Below are 18,633 nucleotides of genomic sequence, written 5' to 3' on the forward strand. Positions count from 1 at the left end.
TGTTTAAGGGTCTATGAAGGGAATTTCATTTTGTAACTCGTGTTTACTTTCCCTTTTGTTATATTTTTTAATTTATTACTTATTAGTTTCTTTTTAAAGCTCGAAATATAGTCAATAAAAAGTTTTCCTTCCAAATGATCGTATTCGTGTTGAATAACTCGAGCGCGAATATCCGAAAAAGTTTCGGTATGTTTTACCCAATTTTCATCAAAATATTCTAATGTTACAGATTCTGGGCGAGTAACCTCTTCGTGAATGTGAGGAATACTCAAACATCCTTCTGCAAAAGCCCATTCGTCACCTTCAGAACTGTTGATTTTTTTAGGATTGATGAAAACACGTTTAAAGTCTTTCAACTTATCTTTTACATCTTCATAATCTTCATCTTCTTCGAAAGGCGAACAATCAACAACAAATAAACGTATATCTTTTCCGATCTGTGGCGCAGCGATACCAACTCCGTTTGAGTCATACATTGTATCGAACATATTTTCGATCAGTTCTTGTAAATTTTTATAATCTTGATCTATTTCGTGTGAAACTTTACGCAAGATAGGATCTCCGTAAGCTACAACTGGTAATACCATTTTTTGATCTTTTTTTATTAATTTAACGGCAAAGATACAATTTGTTATAGTTTATGTGATAAAAATGATTGTAAAATTATTACAGCACTTACTTTATCTACCATTCCTTTTTCTTGGCGCTTTTTCTTTTTCATGCCTCCTTCAAACATTGCTCGAGATGCCATTTTTGAGGTAAACATCTCATTTTCACGATGAATTTTAATTAAGGGAAACTGTTCAGAAAACTTTTTTAAAAAAGGTTGAATTTGATTTTCAATCTCATTTAATTCTCCCGAAAAACGAACAGATAATCCTACAACAAGATCAGAAACGTTTTCTTTTTCTATATATTGTTTCAAGAAATCCATCAATTTTGAAGTTTCTATTGTATCCAAAGGTGAAGCGATGATTTGCAATTCATCGGTTACAGCTATACCTGTTCTTTTTCCTCCGTAATCTAATGCTAATATTCGTGACATTTGGCAAATTTAAAAAAACGATTCAATAATAAATAATCTCTATGGAAAGGCTTCATATTAATTTTTATATTTGTGACTATTATTAATAATAAATGGAGAATTTAAAACAAATCATAGAAAAAGCTTGGGACAATAGAGAATTGTTACAAGAAGATGCAACACAAACAGCAATTCGTGAAGTAATTGAATTGATCGATAACGGGCAATTACGTTGTGCAGAACCAGTAGGTGATGATTGGCAAGTGAATGAATGGGTGAAAAAAGCAGTTGTAATGTATTTCCCAATTCAGAAAATGGAAACTTTAGAAGCTGGAATTTTCGAATACCATGATAAAATGGAATTGAAACGTAACTATGCAGAAAAAGGGATTCGTGTTGTACCAAATGCAGTTGCTCGTTATGGTGCTTATATTTCTTCTGGAGTTATTTTAATGCCTTCTTATGTAAATATTGGTGCGTATGTAGACGAAGGAACAATGGTGGATACTTGGGCAACAGTAGGTTCTTGTGCACAAATCGGTAAAAATGTTCACTTGTCTGGTGGTGTTGGTATTGGTGGAGTTTTAGAACCATTGCAAGCTGCTCCAGTAATTATAGAAGATAACGCGTTTATTGGTTCTCGTTGTATAGTTGTAGAAGGAGTTCGTGTAGGAAAAGAAGCTGTTTTAGGCGCAAATGTTGTATTAACTGCATCAACTAAAATTATTGACGTAACTGGTAATGATCCAGTCGAGATTAAAGGTTATGTTCCTGCTCGTTCAGTAGTTATTCCAGGTTCTTACACGAAAAAATTCCCTGCAGGTGATTATCAAGTTCCTTGTGCACTAATTATCGGGAAACGTAAAGAATCTACAGATAAAAAAACATCTTTAAATGATGCATTACGTGAACATAATGTAGCAGTTTAATTTAAAACAATAACGTATAGTATTTAGAACGATTTCTTTTAAGCAAAGAAATCGTTTTTTTTAATGTTATATTTTGGTTAAATTTTCATATTATTCGACTTTTGCCAATTATTTGGCGAATCATGAATAAATCAAAAAACACAATTACATTATTTATCCAACGTTTTATTTTAGTTTTGGCAATTTATCAGCTTGTTAGAGTTGGATTTTACTTTTACAATCAGTCTTTTTTTCCTGAAATAAATTCAAAAGTTTTTGTTGGAGGATTTTTGTTTGATCTTTCTATTTTAGGTTATATCAATATTCTTTTTGCAATTTTACATTTATTTCCAGGAAAAATTCAACAAAATAAAACGTATCAAAATTTCTTATTTTACAGCTTTTTTATTGTAAACGGAATTTTTATTTGCTTGAATTTTATCGATTTTGAATATTTTCGTTTTGTAGGTAGAAGAAGTTCATTTTCAATGATTACTGCAGAAGGAATGTCAAACGAAATAGGAGGATTAATCGTTTCATATTTTGTTGATTATTGGAAGATTCCTGTTCTTGTTGCTGTAACTTTTACTTTATTTTGGTTTGCTTTAAAGAAAATAAAATACAAAGAAATTAAAACATCTTCTAATTTGCTTTCTTCTTTAAGTTTATTATTCATGGTGATTTTACTTTTTACATCTGGAAGAGGAATTGATAGAAAACCTTTGAGTATTGTAGATGCTTCTGAATATGGACCAATCGGTACTTCTGCATTGGTTTTAAACACACCATTTACTGTTTTAAAAACCTTGAGTAAAAAAGAGAATTTAAAAGAAGTAAATTATTTTAGTGAAGAGGAAGCAAATGCTATTTTTAATCCTATTCAATCTTTTTCGTACGAAAAATCAAATAAAAAGAATGTCGTTTTATTGATTTTAGAAAGTTTCGGAAGAGAAAATATTCAACGAGGACAAACTCCATTTTTGGATTCATTGATTCAAAAAAGTTATTTTTTCGAAAATGGATTTGCAAACGGGAAATTGTCGATAGATGCAGTTCCTTCAACTATTTCTAGCATTCCGAGTTTAATGAATAAAAGTTTTATTTCGTCTAATTATGCTTTGAATGATGTTTATGGATTACCAAAAATATTGAAAGACAATGGATATGATACTTCTTTTTTTCATGGAGCTTTCAACGGAAGTCAAAATTTTGATCAATATGCAAATATTGCTGGATTTGATCGCTATTATGGAAAAAATGAATACAAAGGACCTGAATCATTTGATGGAAAATGGGGCGTTTTTGATGAAGACTTTTTACAATTTTTCGCAAAAGAATTAACGACATTTAAACAGCCTTTTTTTACAACTTTATTCACTATTTCATCGCATGCACCTTTCACAATTCCTGAAAAATATAAAGGTAAATTTCCTAAAGGAACAACCGAAATTCATGAATCGATTGCGTATACTGATTATGCATTAAAGAATTTTTTTGAATCTGCAGAAAAAATGCCTTGGTTCAATAATACTATTTTTGTTATCACTTCAGATCATACTTCATCTACAGGCGAAGAACTAAAATATAAAAACAATGTTGGGAAATTTAGAATTCCTATTATGTTTTATGTTCCAAACGATCCTTCTATGGTGAAAATAGATAAAAAGAATTTTGAACAAATTGATATTTTGCCAAGTTTAGTCGATTATCTGCAATTAAATACAAAACTAATTTCGTACGGGAAATCTTATAAATCTAAGAAAGATTTTGTTGTGAATTATTTAGATAATGTTTATAATTTAGAAATGGGAGATTTTTATTTGGCTTTTGATGGAACAAAATCATTAGGACTTTATAATTGGAAAAAAGATCCACTTTTGAAAGAGAATTTAATTAAAAAGGATCTAGAAACAAAAGAAAAAATGGAGCGTTTTATAAAAGCGTATATTCAGTCTTTTAATCATAGAGTTTCAAAAAATCAACTGACTATTTAATAAAGAATATATATTTCCTTAGATTTGCGAGACAACACAATCATATGAAGATTTTAATAATTCAGCATAAAATGATCGGAGATGTTTTAATATCTTCTTTGTTGTGCGAAAATATCAAAAAAGCCTATCCAAATGCTATTGTTGATTATTTAATCAACAGTAATACTTTGCCTGTTTTAGAAAATAACCCTTATATCGATAAAAAAATTATTTTTGATGAAAAAGAAAATAAAGGATTGATAAAATTGATAAAATTTTCTAAACATTTGAATGAGAATAATTATGATGTTGTAATTGATGCTTATTCTAAAATTCAGAGTTGGGTTGATGTTTTTATTAATCAAGCTCCTAGAAAAATTTCTTACAAAAAAATAGGTAGAACATTTCTGTATACGGATAATGTGATAAAACATCATTCTCCAAATAGTCATCTTGGTCTTGCGATAGAACATCGTTTAGCACTATTAAAACCTATTGGAATAAAAGAACCTATAGTTACAGAACCGAAATTATATCTGACCGAAAAAGAAATTCAAGCAGCAAAAGAGTTGTTTCGAAAACATCAAGTTGATGAATCACGTAAAACAATTATGATAAGTTTGCTTGGTTCAGATATGTCTAAAACATATCCTTTGGACCAAATGGCAAGAATGGTTGATTTTATTGGACAAAATTATAATGTTAATATTCTATTTAATTATTTTCCAACACAAATTAATCAAGCGAAAGAAGTTTATCAGCAATTATCAGATGTAACGAAATCTAAAGTATATTTTGATTTATTAGGTAATGATTTGCGCGAATTTATAGCTATAGCAAACGAATGTGATTTAATTATTGGAAACGATGGTGGCGCAATCAATATGTCGAAAGCTTTAGGAAAAAAATCATTTATTATTTTTTCTCCTTGGATAGATAAAAATGTTTGGGCAACTTTCGAAGATGGAATTAATCATATAAGTGTTCATTTAAAAGATTATTTTCCTGAAAAACTTCAAAATTTAAGTGATCACCAAATAAAAAAGGATGTTCATGAATTTTATTCAATCTTTGATTTTGAATTGTTTAAAGAAAAATTAGAACTTTTTTTAAACAATAATTTAATAAATGAACAACTTGTAAGCAATAATAAAGTTAAAATAGAAACTAAAAAAGAATCTTGTTCAGAACTAATGCCTACTAAAATATCAGCCTTACTCATTGCATATAATGAAGAGAAAAATATGCAACGTTATCTAAACGATGTTAGTTTCGCAGATGAAATAATCATAGTAGATTCTTATAGTAATGATAAAACAGAAGAAATAGCTCTTCAAAATCCTAAGGTTAAATTTATAAAAAGAAAGTTTGATAATTTTACGAATCAACGGAATTTTGCCATTTCTTTAGCTAATAATGAATGGATCACTTTTTTTGATGCTGATGAAGGAATTCCGAATCATTTAAAAGAAGAAATAGTTTCTACAGTTAATAATCATCCAAAATTTGATGCTTATTACGTTTACAGAAAGTTTTTTTTCAAGAATAGATTTATTAAATATTCTGGAATGCAAAGTGATAAAGCAATACGTCTTTTCAGAAAATCGAAATCTCTATATAAATCAGATCGTATGGTACATGAGATTATCGATTGTAAAGGCGATGTTGGTTTTTTGAAAAATAAATTAGATCATTACACTTTTGATAATGAAAAGGATTATTTAGATAAATTAAATAGTTATTCTCGTTTAAGAGCCAAAGAACTTCGTCTCAAAAATTTAAAACCATCATTTTTTCATTACAAGATAAAGCCGGCTTATAGATTTTTTAATTATTTCGTAATGAGGCTTGGATTTCTAGATGGAAAATATGGTTATACAATTGCAAAGGTACATGCCATTTCAGTTACTAATCGATATAAATATTTAGACGAGATTTATAGAAAAGAGAATCAAGACTTAGGTAAATAAAGAAGTTTAAGATTTTATTATACATTTGTCATATATTAAAAATAATACAATGAAAGCATACGTTTTTCCAGGACAAGGCGCTCAATTCACAGGAATGGGGAAGGACTTGTACGAAAATTCTGAAATCGCAAAAGAATTATTTGATAAAGCCAACGAAATCTTAGGATTTGATATAAAAACAATTATGTTTGAAGGTTCTGCTGAAGATCTAAAACAAACAAAAGTAACTCAACCAGCAGTTTTTTTACATTCTGTTATTTTAGCGAAAATTTTACCAGACTTCAAACCAGAAATGGTTGCTGGGCATTCTTTAGGAGAAATTTCAGCTTTAGTTGCAAATGGAACATTAGATTTTGAATCAGGATTAAAATTAGTATACAAACGTGCATTAGCTATGCAAGCTGCATGTGAAGCAAATCCATCAACAATGGCAGCAATTTTAGGATTAGAAGATAAAATTGTTGAAGATGCTTGTGCAGAAATTGATGGAGTTGTAGTAGCTGCAAATTACAACTGTCCAGGTCAATTAGTGATTTCTGGAGAAATTGAAGCAGTTAATTTAGCATGTGAAAAATTGAAAGAATTAGGTGCAAAACGTGCTTTAGTTTTACCGGTTGGTGGAGCTTTTCATTCACCTTTAATGAAACCTGCCGAAGAAGAATTGGCCAAAGCAATAGAAGAAACTATTTTCAATACGCCTATTTGCCCAGTTTATCAAAATGTAACGACAACAGCTGTTACAGATCCAGCAGAAATTAAGAAAAATTTAATTGCACAATTAACAGCGCCTGTAAAATGGACGCAATCTGTTCAGAATATGATTGCTGATGGAGCAACAGAATTTATCGAAGTTGGTCCAGGAAATACTTTACAAGGTTTAGTAAAAAAAATAAATAGAGAAGTTTCGACTTCTTCTGCACAAATCTAAAATAGATGAAAACATACCGTTCCAATGGAAAATTATTTCTTATCGGGGAATATATTGTGATTGATGGAGCGAAAGCATTTGCATTGCCCACAAAATATGGGCAATGTTTGTTTGTAGAAAATTCTTCAGATACAGAAAATTTTATCAGCTGGAAAGCAGAAAAATATGATGAATCTATTTGGTTTGAAGCAGAATTAAGATTGAATGATTTAGAAATAATTTCTTCAACAAATAATCAATTATCCAAATCATTACAAACTATTTTACAAAAAGCTAAAACATTAAATCCAGTTTTTTTTAATTCTAAAAAAGGTTATCAATGTTTAACAAAGCTAGAATATCCACAAGAATGGGGATTAGGAAGTAGTTCTACATTGATTGATTTAATTGGTCAATGGATTGAAGTAAATCCTTTTGAATTAAATCGATTAACATTTAATACAAGCGGTTATGATATTGCTTGTGCACATCATGATCAACCAATTTTGTTCTCGAACAATCCTATTGAAGTTGAAGAATTAGAGTTGAATTGGGATTTTACAAATCAACTTTATTTTGTTTATCTTAATCAAAAACAAGATACGCAATCGGCTGTTGGGAATCATTATAAAAATAAACCAAAAGATTGGAAAATGATTCACGAACTTTCTGACTTGGTTATTAAAGCAACAGAAGTTAATAATTTAACTGATTTAGAAATTGTTTTAGACGAATATCAAGAAGAATTGGGAAGTTTTATGCAAATTCCACAAGTCAAAGAATTATATTTTTCTGATTATTTAGGAACAGTGAAAAGTCTTGGTACTTGGGGAGGAGATTTTGTTCTGGTAACTTATAGAGAAGGAATGCACGATTATTTTAAAGAAAAAGGATATGATATTATAATTCCATTTTCTGAAATGATAAAAAAATAAAAAAAGCAGATTTGAAACATCAAATCTGCTTTTTTTATTTTTTACCAATCAAGGCTTTCAATTTCTTTTTTCGAGCTTGTTTTTTATGAAACTTTTGTTGAAACTCTTCTGTTTTATTCCACATCGCATCTATTACTAAATCCTCAGGTTTATTAATAAGTTTTGCATATTCTTTTCCCATAATTTCAACCATATCTTTATATGGAGTAAGATGTGAAAAATTCTTTATTCGTAAGTCAAAACTCATCGAATCATGGAAATTCATCCGATTCAAATCCACTAAATAAAACTCGTATTTGTTTTCTCCAATTTGTTTAATTAAAGTATTTCCAGGAGAATGATCCAAAAACTCAATTCCAGCTTCATGCAAATCGAAAGTGAATTTTGTAAATTGTTTTAAGATTTCGTTCCGGTTTTCCCAAGTCGGAATCTCAACTAATTCTCGATAAGTCAAATCAGCTTCAACCAATTCACAGAAATAATAACTATCACGAAAAGTAAAAGCCGTTTTATTTTCGACAAAAGCAATCGGATAAGGTGTTAAAAAACCTAATTTTATCAACTCTTTTGCATATTCATAAGAACGTTCAGCTTTAGATTTTCTAAAAAAACGATAGACAAACTTATTGACAATATTTGGAATTTTGAATGATTTAATTGTAGCAATTTTCCCAGATTCTAATTTCTTTTTTTTGATAGAATTTCTTGTCCCTTTTGCAATATAGTCGTCAATCAAATCGAAATTATCAACAATAGATTTGATTTCGGGTTTCGTGGTTTTATAATTATTATTTACGACAATTTTCTGTGTCATTTTTCAAAATGTTATAATTAATATAGAAAAAATCTATATTTCATTTTAATCTGTCAAAGATATGTCTATTTTTGCTGAAAATACAGACAACTTAAAACAAGTTTTTTAATTTTTATAACCTAACTTATGACTAAGAAAATTCTTTTAGAATCTCATAATCTAAAGAATCAAGCAACCGGTTTTGGAGTTTTTAATTATCAATTGATTAAGGCTTTATCAAAATTAAGTTTTGAAGATGATATTTATTTGTTATCTAAAAAACCTAAAGATTTAAAAGCTGAATTTGGTACTAAATTTCATTACAAAAAATATTATAGTTTAATGCGTAATCCACTTTTTAGAACGCGTGAAAAGTATGATGTTTGGCATTCCTTGAATCAAAATATTAAAGTTGAACCTTTCTATAAACCCAAAAAATACGTTTTGACTATTCATGATGTTAATTTTATGGAAGAAGAATCACTCGATTTTAATTCAGATCGTGTAGAGTTTTTTAGAAAGAAAATAAAAAGAGCTGATGTAATCACATTTATTTCAGAATATGCAAAAGAACAAACATTGCAATATTTTGATATTTCAGGAATTGAAAATACGATTATTCATAATGGTAATTCAATTTCTGATAGATTGGATTGTGAGAGTTTTAAAAGTCCATTAGATATTTCAAAACCATATTTTTACACAATTAGTGCTTTTCTAGAGAAAAAAAACTTTGAATCAATTGTTCAAATGATGAAATTATTACCTGATTTTAATTTAATTATTTCTGGTAATTGCACGAACGCATATGGACAAAAAATAAAGGATTTAATTTCTCGAGAAAAGTTAGAAAATCAAGTTTTTTTGTCAGGTAAAGTTTCTGAACAAGCAAAGCAGTTTTATATGAAGAATTGCGAAGCATTTTTATTTCCTTCTATTGGCGAAGGTTTTGGTTTGCCTCCATTAGAAGCAATGAGTTTTGGTAAACCAATTATTTTATCAGACAAAACCTCATTACCAGAAATTGGAGGCAAAGATGCGTTTTATTGGAATAACTTCGAAGCAGAATACATGAAAAATGTTGTGGAAGATGCGTTGAATAAATATAATGAAAATATAAATTATTTTAGAAATTCATATATTGAAAGAGCAGCAAGTTTTAGTTGGGATAATGCTGCAAAAGAATATTTGAAAATCTATGAAATTTAATATATTATTTTAAAAAAAATCTATTTCATTCAACTTTCCTATAATACCTTTGCATTCAAAATTATAAAATAAAGAAAATGTCAGATATAAATGAAATTGTAGCTAAGCTAAAAGAAGGAGAAACAATGCTATATCCAACCGATACAATTCTTGGATTAGGTTGTGATGCGATGAATGAAGCTGCAATCGAAAAAATTTATCAGATAAAAAATCGTCCGTCTTCCAAATCTTTAATCATTTTGGTTGATTCTCCAAGAATGTTACAAAATATTGTTGAAGTACCAGAATTAGCTTGGGATTTGATAGATTTGAATGAAAAACCACTTACAATAATTTATGATAATCCAAAAGGTTTGCCAGCATCATTAATAGCAGAAGATAATACAATTGCTATTCGATTGACAGATGATTTGTTTTGTAAAAAAATCATAGGAAAATTAGGCGGACCAATTGTGTCAACATCTGCAAATTTATCAGGAGAATCTTCTCCAAAAGTATTTTCAGAAGTTAATCCTTCTATTTTAGAGCGTGTTGACTTTTATCCAACGGAAACAAAAACCTTTGTGCCTCAGTTTACTGCGTCTACAATAATTAAATTAGGTCTAGATAACGAAGTAAAAGTTATCAGAGAGTAGTTTTTTATTTCAAAACTTATACTTTTGCAGAATGAAAATCTTAGAAGCCGTATCAAATCCAATTTTTAAAAATGTAGCAGAAGTTGCTTATGAAATTAATCAAGAAACTTATGTAGTTGGAGGATTTGTACGCGATTATTTATTAAATCGTGGTCAAAAAAAAGACATCGATTTTGTAACAGTAGGAAATGGAATTTTATTGGCTAAAGAATTGGCAAATAAATTAGGACATACATCACAAGTTTCAGTTTTTAAACGTTTCGGAACAGCAATGTTCAAATACAAAGACACGGATTTGGAATTTGTAGGTGCTCGTAAAGAAAGCTATTCAGAAGATAGTCGAAAACCGCATGTAGAAGACGGAACATTGGAAGATGATCAAAAACGTCGCGACTTTACGATTAATACTTTAGCAATTTCGATGAACAAAGAAAATTTTGGAGAATTAATCGATCCTTTTAATGGAGTGGAAGATTTGAATAATAAAATCATCAAAACGCCATTAGAACCGAATGTAACTTATTCTGATGATCCTTTGCGCATGATGCGTGCCATTCGTTTTGCAGCACAATTGGAATTCGAAATCGAAGAAAAATCCTTTCAAGCTATAATTGATAATGCAGATCGTATTAGCATTGTATCTTTTGAACGCGTGATGGATGAATTTCAAAAAATTATGATGACAGATAAACCTTCGGTCGGATTGTTGTTATTAGAACAATCAGGTTTAATGCAGCATATTTTACCTGAATTAGTTGCGTTAAAAGGAATTGAGGAGGTTGAAGGACAGAAACATAAAGATAATTTTTATCATACGTTAGAAGTTGTTGACAACATTTCCATAAATACAGACAATGTGTGGTTGCGTTGGGCAGCGCTGTTGCATGATATTGGAAAAGCAGTAACCAAACGCTTTGATAAAAAAGTAGGTTGGACATTTCATTCTCACGAATTTGTTGGATCTAAAATGGTATTAAAATTGTTCAGAAGACTAAAATTACCATTAGGACCACAAGTAAAATATGTGCAGAAATTAGTCATGATGAGTTCTCGTCCAATCGCTGTTGTAACAGACGATGCAACAGATTCGGCATTACGCAGATTATTGTTTGATGCAGGAGAAGATTTCGACGATTTAATTACGCTTTGTAAAGCTGATATTACAACAAAAAATGAGCGCAAACAGAAACGTTTCAAACAAAATTTTGAAGTTGTAGAACAAAAAATAAAAGATGTTGAAGAACGAGATAGGGTTCGTAATTTTCAACCGCCAATTTCAGGTGAAGAAATCATGAAAATATTTGATATCCAACCAGGAAGAGAAATTGGAATACTAAAAAATGCTATTAAAGAAGCTATTTTAGAAGGAGAAGTCGAAAATAATTATAATTCTGCTTTAGAATTTGTAATTAATATGGGAAAAGATTTAAATTTGGAACCGAAAAATATTTAGAAAGTGATATATAAAATTCGTGTATTCCTTGATGCAAAAGAGGATGTTTTTAGAGACATAGAGATTAAAGAGAAGCAAACTTTATTTACATTGTACAAAGGTATTATTAGTGCTTTTAGTTTACAAGGTGAAGAGTTAGCATCGTTCTATGAAGTAGATGAAGATGGAAACCAAACAAAAGAAATTCCTTTAGAGGATATGTCTGATGATGGTACTGATGAAACAATGGCAGATTTCTATATCAAAGAAGCATTTGCGAATGAAGGAGATCGTATGGCGTTTGTGTATGATTTTATGGAAATGTGGACATTCGTTGCAGAATTAATTTCTATAGAAGATAAACCAGCAGTGCTAAACTATCCATTAACGGTTTATCGTTTCGGTTCAATGCCTCTTAAAGCACCTAAAAAAGACCTTTTGGTTGATTTAGATGACGAAGAAGATATTGATTTTGCTGAAGATGCTGAATTAAATGATTTACAAATCGACGAAGATTTAGACGTAGACGATTTATAAAAACTACAACTAATCAACTTATATATCAAAAAATCTGAATGGAAACATTCAGATTTTTTTTGTACTATATATCAACCTTTTTGATAATTATTTTACTTCCGTAACCAACCATTTTTCCGTAACTTGCATCTACAGATAAAAGAAAGAATCTATGAAACAGCTCCTGTTTTTATTATTAATTTTAACCAATTCGATGCTTATGGCTCAATCCCCAACGATTGATCAAAAGTGGAACGAAATTGACCAACAAATGCAAAATGGTCAATTCAAATCAGTCCAACCAAAGATTGACAAACTAAAAGCTCTATCAAAAAAGCAAAATAATCAACAAAGTTATCTTAAAGCTTTGTTTTATGAAGCAAAAATAAAAGTGGCAACTTCTGATGAAAAAGATGATGTCAACTTCGTTTTTGATTTGTTTAAAAAAGAATTAGACGGAAAATCAAAGGTAGAAAATGCAATCGTTAGTTCGTATTTAGCCGAATTATATCAATTGTATTTTCAAGAAAATCGTTGGAAAATACAAAATCGTACAAATGTCGAAAATCAAGCAACAAATGATGTAAGATTTTGGACAGAAGAAACATTTAATAAAACGATAAACGATTATTTTTCGAAATCAATTCAACCAAAAAATGAATTAATTGCAACAAAGTCTCAAGATTATAAAATGATTTTGAATTTTGTTAATGATAAGAAAAGTGAGCAACAACAACTTGATTTAATGCCTTCGTTATATGATGTTTTGGCTAAAAAATATATCAATTATTTGAATCAGAATGATGATAAAAATAAAGTAAATCAATTATTTACTGATTTAATTCAAGTTAATTCTCAGAAAAATAACGAAAATGCAATTTTGTACAATGAATTGTCTTTATTAGATAATAAGCGAAATTCAATATCAATTGAAGATTATATTAAACAAAAAGAAACATTAGCAACAAAATATCCAAAAGCCTGGTATTCATCTTATATTTATGCAACTTTAGCAATTGATTATTATAACTTGAAAGATGACAAATTAGCGAATATTAATAAGATTTTTGATATACAAACAAAAGTTGCAAAGCTTTATCCAAATTCAGATGAATTAGTAAATCTAAACAATCTAGTTTCGAAGATAAAAGCACAAGAATTAAGTGTAGAAGCAGAGAAATATATCAGCGAAAATCAGAATACGCCAATTCAATTAACACATAAAAATTTAAACAAAGTTTTTGTAAAGGTTTTTGCTTATAACGTAGGTTTTGATAAACAAAATAAAATACAAACGCTAAATGTTTACAATGAAAATCGAATTCCAGAAGCGCAAAATTTTCTGAATAGTTTACAAGTTGTCGATCAATATACGATTGATGTAAAATCTTTTGAGGATTATCAAAATCATTCGACAATTGTTAAATTAAATCCATTGAAATCTGGTCGATACATTGTTTTATTTTCAACTAATCCAGAGTTCGAAATCAATGCAAAAGAGGATATTAATTATTTGAATATAATGGTTTCTAAATATGCGATAAACTCACTAAACGGAAAGGTTTCGGTTGTGAATAGAGAAACAGGAAAGCCAGAAAGTAAGGTTATGGTAGAGTTTTCCAATTTAGCAGATTATGATAAAAAGGAAACAAAAACTTTAACATCGGATAAAGATGGAATCATTATTTTTCCTTCAAGCTGGAATAATTTTCAATATCGAATAAAAGACGAAAATACGATTTATTCAACTTATTATTACAATTATAATCGTAACCATGAAAATGATGATTTTTTTGTTAAGATTTTTACAGATCGTGCGATTTATCGTCCTGGGCAAACTGTTTATTTCAAAACAATTTATTATTTATCAGAAGGTAAAACGAGAAAAGTTATCCCAAATTCTAAACTAACATTTATATTGAATGATGTAAATGGAAAAGAGGTTTCTAAAATCGATTTGACTACGAATGAATTTGGTTCTGCAAACGGAAGTTTTGTTTTACCAAATTCTGGTTTAACAGGAGATTTTAGAATTTATGTAGAAAATGATGATGTTGAAGACCTTGGTTCACATTCTTTCAAAGTAGAAGAATATAAACGTCCAAAATTTAAAGTAGAAATTGAGAAAAATAAAGGTGTTTACAGCTTAAATGATAAGGTAAAAGTAGAAGGAAAAGCAATTGCTTTTTCGGGCGCTAATATCGATAATGCAAAAGTTAAGTACCGTGTTTATCGTCAAGAAATTTTTACGTTTTGGCCTTGGTATCGCTCAATTCCAACTGATCGTGGCGAGCGAGAAGAAATTACATTTGGCGAAACAACAACGAATTCAGAAGGGAAATTTAACTTCAAATTTGTAGCAAAACCAGCTTCAGAGAAAAAGAACGATGAAATAAGAACATACAATTATTTTATCGAAGTTAATGCAACGGATATCAATGGAGAAACACAGTCAGAATCGTCTTCGGTAAAAGTTGGAGATACAAGAATGACATTGAATATTGCTATTCCAGAGAAAACAAAAGCAGCTGATCTGAAAACATTCAAAGTTGAAGTAAAGAACTTGAATGACGAAAAATTAGATGGAAAAGGACATATAGAAATTTATTCTTTAAATGCACCAAAAGAAATTGTTCGTTCTCAAAAATTTACAACAGATTACAATTTTTATTCGAAAGAAGAATTCAAAAAAATCTTTCCAAATGAACCTTATGGCGATGAAATGAATCCGAAAACATGGACAATTAATCAAAAAGTTTTCGAAAGTGATTTTGATACAAAAATTTCAGAAGAAATAAATTTCAATCAAGCATCAAATTTAGAAGAAGGTTATTATGTAATCAAAGGTTTTGTACTAGATGGAGCGCAAAAAGTTGAAGTAGATAAATTGGTTTACATTTCGAATGAAAAGAAAGCAAATGAAATTAAAACACTTTTAGCAGTTTCACAAAATCAATCAACTTTTCAGCCGAAAGATGTTGCAAAAATTGACTTTAAATCTAGTTCTAAAAATACATTTGTGTATTATGAAGTAGAAGCTAATCAAACAATTATAGAGAAAGGTTTCTTAGATTTAAGTAAAAAATCTGTAGTAGAAATTCCAATCAAAGAAGAATATCGTGGCGGAATTTATGTGAATTATGCGATGACGAAATTCAATGATGTACAAACAGGAAGTCTTAGTTTGGCTGTTCCGTTTACAAATAAACAATTGAAAGTTACGGCTGAAGTTTTACGTGATAAATTAACACCAGGAGCAAAAGAAAAATGGCAATTAAAGATTGAAGGACCTAACAAAGACAAAGTTTCGGCTGAGGTTTTAGCAAGTATGTACGATGCTTCTTTGGATCAATTTGCGTCAAATTCTTTAGATTTTAATGCTTATAATTTCACAAATTCAAGAAAAAATAATCCTTTTGATCTTCGTCAATTTTATTCTACAAATCAATCTCGAGTTATTTATTATCGTACAAATTATGATTTTTATGCAAGAGGATATGCAGGATTAGATCTTAATTTATTTGATTTTGGATTTAACCAATATCGCATGAATCGTAGAATGATGAAATCTGTTGCTGCACCAACTTCTACAAATGATAAAGCGAATTTAGAAGATGTTGAGATGGAATCTGCTATTTCTAGTTCAACAATTAATTTAACAGTTCGCGGAGTTTCGTCTTCTGATAATCCAAATGCACTTTATGTTGTAGATGGAGTTGTGTATGATAAAGAACCAAATCTTAATCCTGATGATATTCAATCAATGAATGTGTTAAAAGGAGGAGAAGCAACTGCTATTTATGGTGCAATTGGAGCAAATGGAGTAGTGGTAATTACTACGAAAAAAGGAGCAAACGCAGCTTTAGATAATGTAAAAGCGCGTACAAATCTAAACGAAACAGCATTCTTTTATCCAAATCTAAGAACAGATGCAAACGGAAATGTAATTATAGAATTTACAACGCCAGAAAGTTTAACAGAGTGGAAATTTATGGCGATTGCACATACGCCAGACCTAAAAACAGGTTATTTAGAACAAAATGTTCGTACCCAAAAAGACTTGATGGTTGTACCAAATATGCCACGTTTCTTGCGCGAAGGCGATCAAATTTCGGTTTCATCTAAGATTAATAATTTATCAGATAAGGTATTAAATGGTTCTGCGAAATTGATGTTGTTCGATGCGTTTACCAATCAACCAATTGATGAGAAATTCAAGTTGACTAATGCAGTTCAGAACTTCTCTGTTGCAAAAGGAAATTCAGATCAAGTAACGTGGACAATCAATGTTCCGAAAAATGTAGAAGCAGTTGTTTATCGTGTGGTAGCAACGGCTGGAGATTTTTCTGATGGTGAAGAATCGGCTTTACCAATTTTGACAAATCGCATGATGGTGACAGAAACATTACCGATTTATGTAAAAGAAGGTCAAAAGAAAACATTCCAATTCGATCATTTGATCAACAATAAATCGACTTCATTGGATAATTTCAAATTAACGTTTGAGATGACAACCAATCCAATTTGGTATGCGATTTTCTCGTTGCCTTATTTGCGCGAATATCCTTACGAATGTGCAGAACAAGTGTTCTCTCGTTTATATGGAAATATGATTTCGGAAAAAGTGATTAATTCGAATCCAAAAATTAAAGCTGTTTTTGATGATTGGAACAAAAATGGAGAATTAAAATCGAAATTACAATTGAACCAAGAGTTAAAAAATATCATTTTAGAAGAAACACCTTGGTTGAAAAATGCGGAAAGCGAAGAAGAGCAAATGAAACAAATTGCCGTTTTATTCCAATTGAATCAAATGCAAATGGAAATGAAATCAGCTTTCCAAAAATTATCAGATAAACAATTATCAACTGGTGGTTTTGGTTGGTTTGATGGCGGTCGCGCAAACGAATATATTACAACACACATCGTTTCTGGTTTCGGAAACATGAAAAAAATGAATGTTAATTTCAAAGCATTCGATATTGATGTAAATCCATTAATCAAGAAAGCAATTCAGTTTGTTGATGATGAGAATCTAAAACGTTTCAATGAATTCAAAAAAGATCAAAAATCTTTCAAAGATGTCATGTATTCAGATGGTTTACATTACTTATACGCACGTTCTTTCTTCTTGGACGACTATCCAATGTCAAAAGAATTGGAAGAAATGAGAACAGCAATGTTAAAGAATTTGAATGTTTCTAAACTGGATTTGTCGTTGCAACAAAAAGCAATGGCTGCCATTGTAATGAATCGTTTCGGAATGCAATCTGCTGCAAAAATTGTCGTGAATTCAATCAAAGAAAAAGCAGTAGAATCGGACGAAATGGGAATGTATTGGAAAGAAAATCAACCGGGTTGGTTTTGGTATCAAGCACCTGTAGAAACACAATCGTTGTTGATAGAAGCATTTGCTGAGGTTTCGAATGACGAAAAATCGATAGAAGAAATGAAAGTTTGGTTATTGAAAAATCGTCAAACAAATCAATGGAATTCAACAAAAGCAACAACAAAAGCAGTTTATGCATTAATGAATTTCGGGAAATCTTGGATTGATGCAGAAAAAGGAATTGAAGTGAAAATTGGTAATCAAAATTTTGATTTAGATAAGAATACTCAAGCTGGTTCTGGTTATGTAAAAACTTCTTGGAATAGAGAAGAAATAAAACCAGAAATGGGAAAAGTAGAGGTTTCTAAAACTTCTCCTGGTGTTGCTTGGGGAGCAATGTATTGGCAATATTTCGAAGATTTAGATAAGATAAAATCTGCTGAAACAGGAATCAAGTTCAACAAGAAATTATTCGTAAAATCGAATTCTGCAAATGGTCCAATTCTAAAAGAAATTACAACTTCAACACCAATAAAAGTAGGTGATATTGTAACGGTTCGTTTAGAAATTTCGGTTGATCGTAACATGCAATTTGTCCATATAAAAGATATGCGCGCAAGTGGTTTCGAGCCTGTGAATGTACTTTCTGGTTACAAATGGAAAGGAGAATTTGGGTATTACGAAAGTACACGCGATGCAGCGACAAATTTCTTTGCCGATTTCATGAGAAAAGGAACATATGTTTTTGAATATGATTTGAAAGCGAATAATGCAGGGAATTTCTCGAACGGAATTACATCGATGCAAAATATGTATGCACCAGAATTGAGTGCGCAAAGCGAAGGAATTCGTGTTGAGATTAAATAATCAATTCAAACAATAAATATAAAATGGGCTGAGAGTTTTCTTAGCCCATTTTTAATTATACAGAGATTATAAATAGGTCTAGTTGTAATAAAATCTTTTTGGCGGAGATTATAAATAGGTCTAGTTGTAATGAAA

Annotated in this window: 13 protein-coding genes; 10 read left to right on the top strand and 3 right to left on the bottom strand. The window is 29.9% G+C overall.

Annotated elements, in window-relative coordinates:
* Positions 1–11: 11 nt before the first annotated feature.
* Positions 12–587 (bottom strand): peptide deformylase, encoded by a 576-nt coding sequence (def, locus tag ACMHJW_RS11015; RefSeq protein WP_413533468.1) that lies wholly within the window; start codon positions 585–587, stop codon positions 12–14.
* 44 nt (positions 588–631) lie between these two features.
* Complete coding sequence (gene ruvX / locus ACMHJW_RS11020; protein WP_413533469.1) at positions 632–1,045, bottom strand: Holliday junction resolvase RuvX; 414 nt, start codon at positions 1,043–1,045, stop codon at positions 632–634.
* A 92-nt stretch (positions 1,046–1,137) separates the two neighbouring features.
* Here ruvX and ACMHJW_RS11025 point away from each other — a divergent pair, with 92 nt between their 5' ends.
* The 5 genes from ACMHJW_RS11025 (at position 1,138) to ACMHJW_RS11045 (ending at position 7,717) form a co-directional block, all read left to right on the top strand.
* The gene (locus ACMHJW_RS11025) at positions 1,138–1,953 is read left to right on the top strand and encodes a 2,3,4,5-tetrahydropyridine-2,6-dicarboxylate N-succinyltransferase (RefSeq protein ID WP_413533470.1); all 816 of its coding nucleotides are present in this window, start codon (positions 1,138–1,140) and stop codon (positions 1,951–1,953) included.
* A gap of 122 nt (positions 1,954–2,075) precedes the next feature.
* A complete protein-coding gene (locus ACMHJW_RS11030; protein WP_413533471.1) occupies positions 2,076–3,926 on the top strand; it encodes an LTA synthase family protein in 1,851 nt (616 codons plus the stop codon).
* Positions 3,927–3,970: 44 nt separating this feature from the next.
* A complete protein-coding gene (locus tag ACMHJW_RS11035; RefSeq protein WP_413533472.1) occupies positions 3,971–5,875 on the top strand; it encodes a glycosyltransferase in 1,905 nt (634 codons plus the stop codon).
* A 49-nt stretch (positions 5,876–5,924) separates the two neighbouring features.
* Positions 5,925–6,803, top strand: coding sequence for an ACP S-malonyltransferase (fabD, locus tag ACMHJW_RS11040; protein ID WP_413533473.1), 879 nt, complete (start codon positions 5,925–5,927; stop codon positions 6,801–6,803).
* A 5-nt stretch (positions 6,804–6,808) separates the two neighbouring features.
* On the top strand, positions 6,809–7,717 hold the full coding sequence (locus ACMHJW_RS11045; protein ID WP_413533474.1) for a GYDIA family GHMP kinase: 909 nt from the start codon (positions 6,809–6,811) through the stop codon (positions 7,715–7,717).
* A 34-nt stretch (positions 7,718–7,751) separates the two neighbouring features.
* Here the strand turns inward: ACMHJW_RS11045 and ACMHJW_RS11050 are convergent, their stop codons facing one another.
* Complete coding sequence (locus tag ACMHJW_RS11050; RefSeq protein ID WP_413533475.1) at positions 7,752–8,531, bottom strand: lipopolysaccharide kinase InaA family protein; 780 nt, start codon at positions 8,529–8,531, stop codon at positions 7,752–7,754.
* 126 nt (positions 8,532–8,657) lie between these two features.
* Between ACMHJW_RS11050 and ACMHJW_RS11055 the strand changes: the two genes are divergently transcribed.
* The 5 genes from ACMHJW_RS11055 to ACMHJW_RS11075 all read left to right on the top strand — a co-directional run bounded on the left by ACMHJW_RS11055 (position 8,658) and on the right by ACMHJW_RS11075 (position 18,498).
* Entirely contained in the window at positions 8,658–9,719 is a 1,062-nt protein-coding gene (locus tag ACMHJW_RS11055; RefSeq protein WP_413533476.1) for a glycosyltransferase family 4 protein, read from the top strand.
* 77 nt (positions 9,720–9,796) lie between these two features.
* A complete protein-coding gene (locus ACMHJW_RS11060; RefSeq protein ID WP_413533477.1) occupies positions 9,797–10,354 on the top strand; it encodes an L-threonylcarbamoyladenylate synthase in 558 nt (185 codons plus the stop codon).
* A 31-nt stretch (positions 10,355–10,385) separates the two neighbouring features.
* Positions 10,386–11,807, top strand: a complete 1,422-nt coding sequence (locus ACMHJW_RS11065; protein ID WP_413533478.1) for a CCA tRNA nucleotidyltransferase — start codon at positions 10,386–10,388, stop codon at positions 11,805–11,807.
* A 3-nt stretch (positions 11,808–11,810) separates the two neighbouring features.
* Positions 11,811–12,323, top strand: a complete 513-nt coding sequence (locus tag ACMHJW_RS11070; RefSeq protein WP_413533479.1) for an IS1096 element passenger TnpR family protein — start codon at positions 11,811–11,813, stop codon at positions 12,321–12,323.
* 151 nt (positions 12,324–12,474) lie between these two features.
* Positions 12,475–18,498 (top strand): alpha-2-macroglobulin family protein, encoded by a 6,024-nt coding sequence (locus ACMHJW_RS11075; protein WP_413533480.1) that lies wholly within the window; start codon positions 12,475–12,477, stop codon positions 18,496–18,498.
* The last annotated feature ends 135 nt before the right edge of the window (positions 18,499–18,633 follow it).

The sequence above is a fragment of the Empedobacter brevis genome, from assembly GCF_965118635.1.
Taxonomy (GTDB): Bacteria; Bacteroidota; Bacteroidia; order Flavobacteriales; family Weeksellaceae; genus Empedobacter; species Empedobacter brevis_A.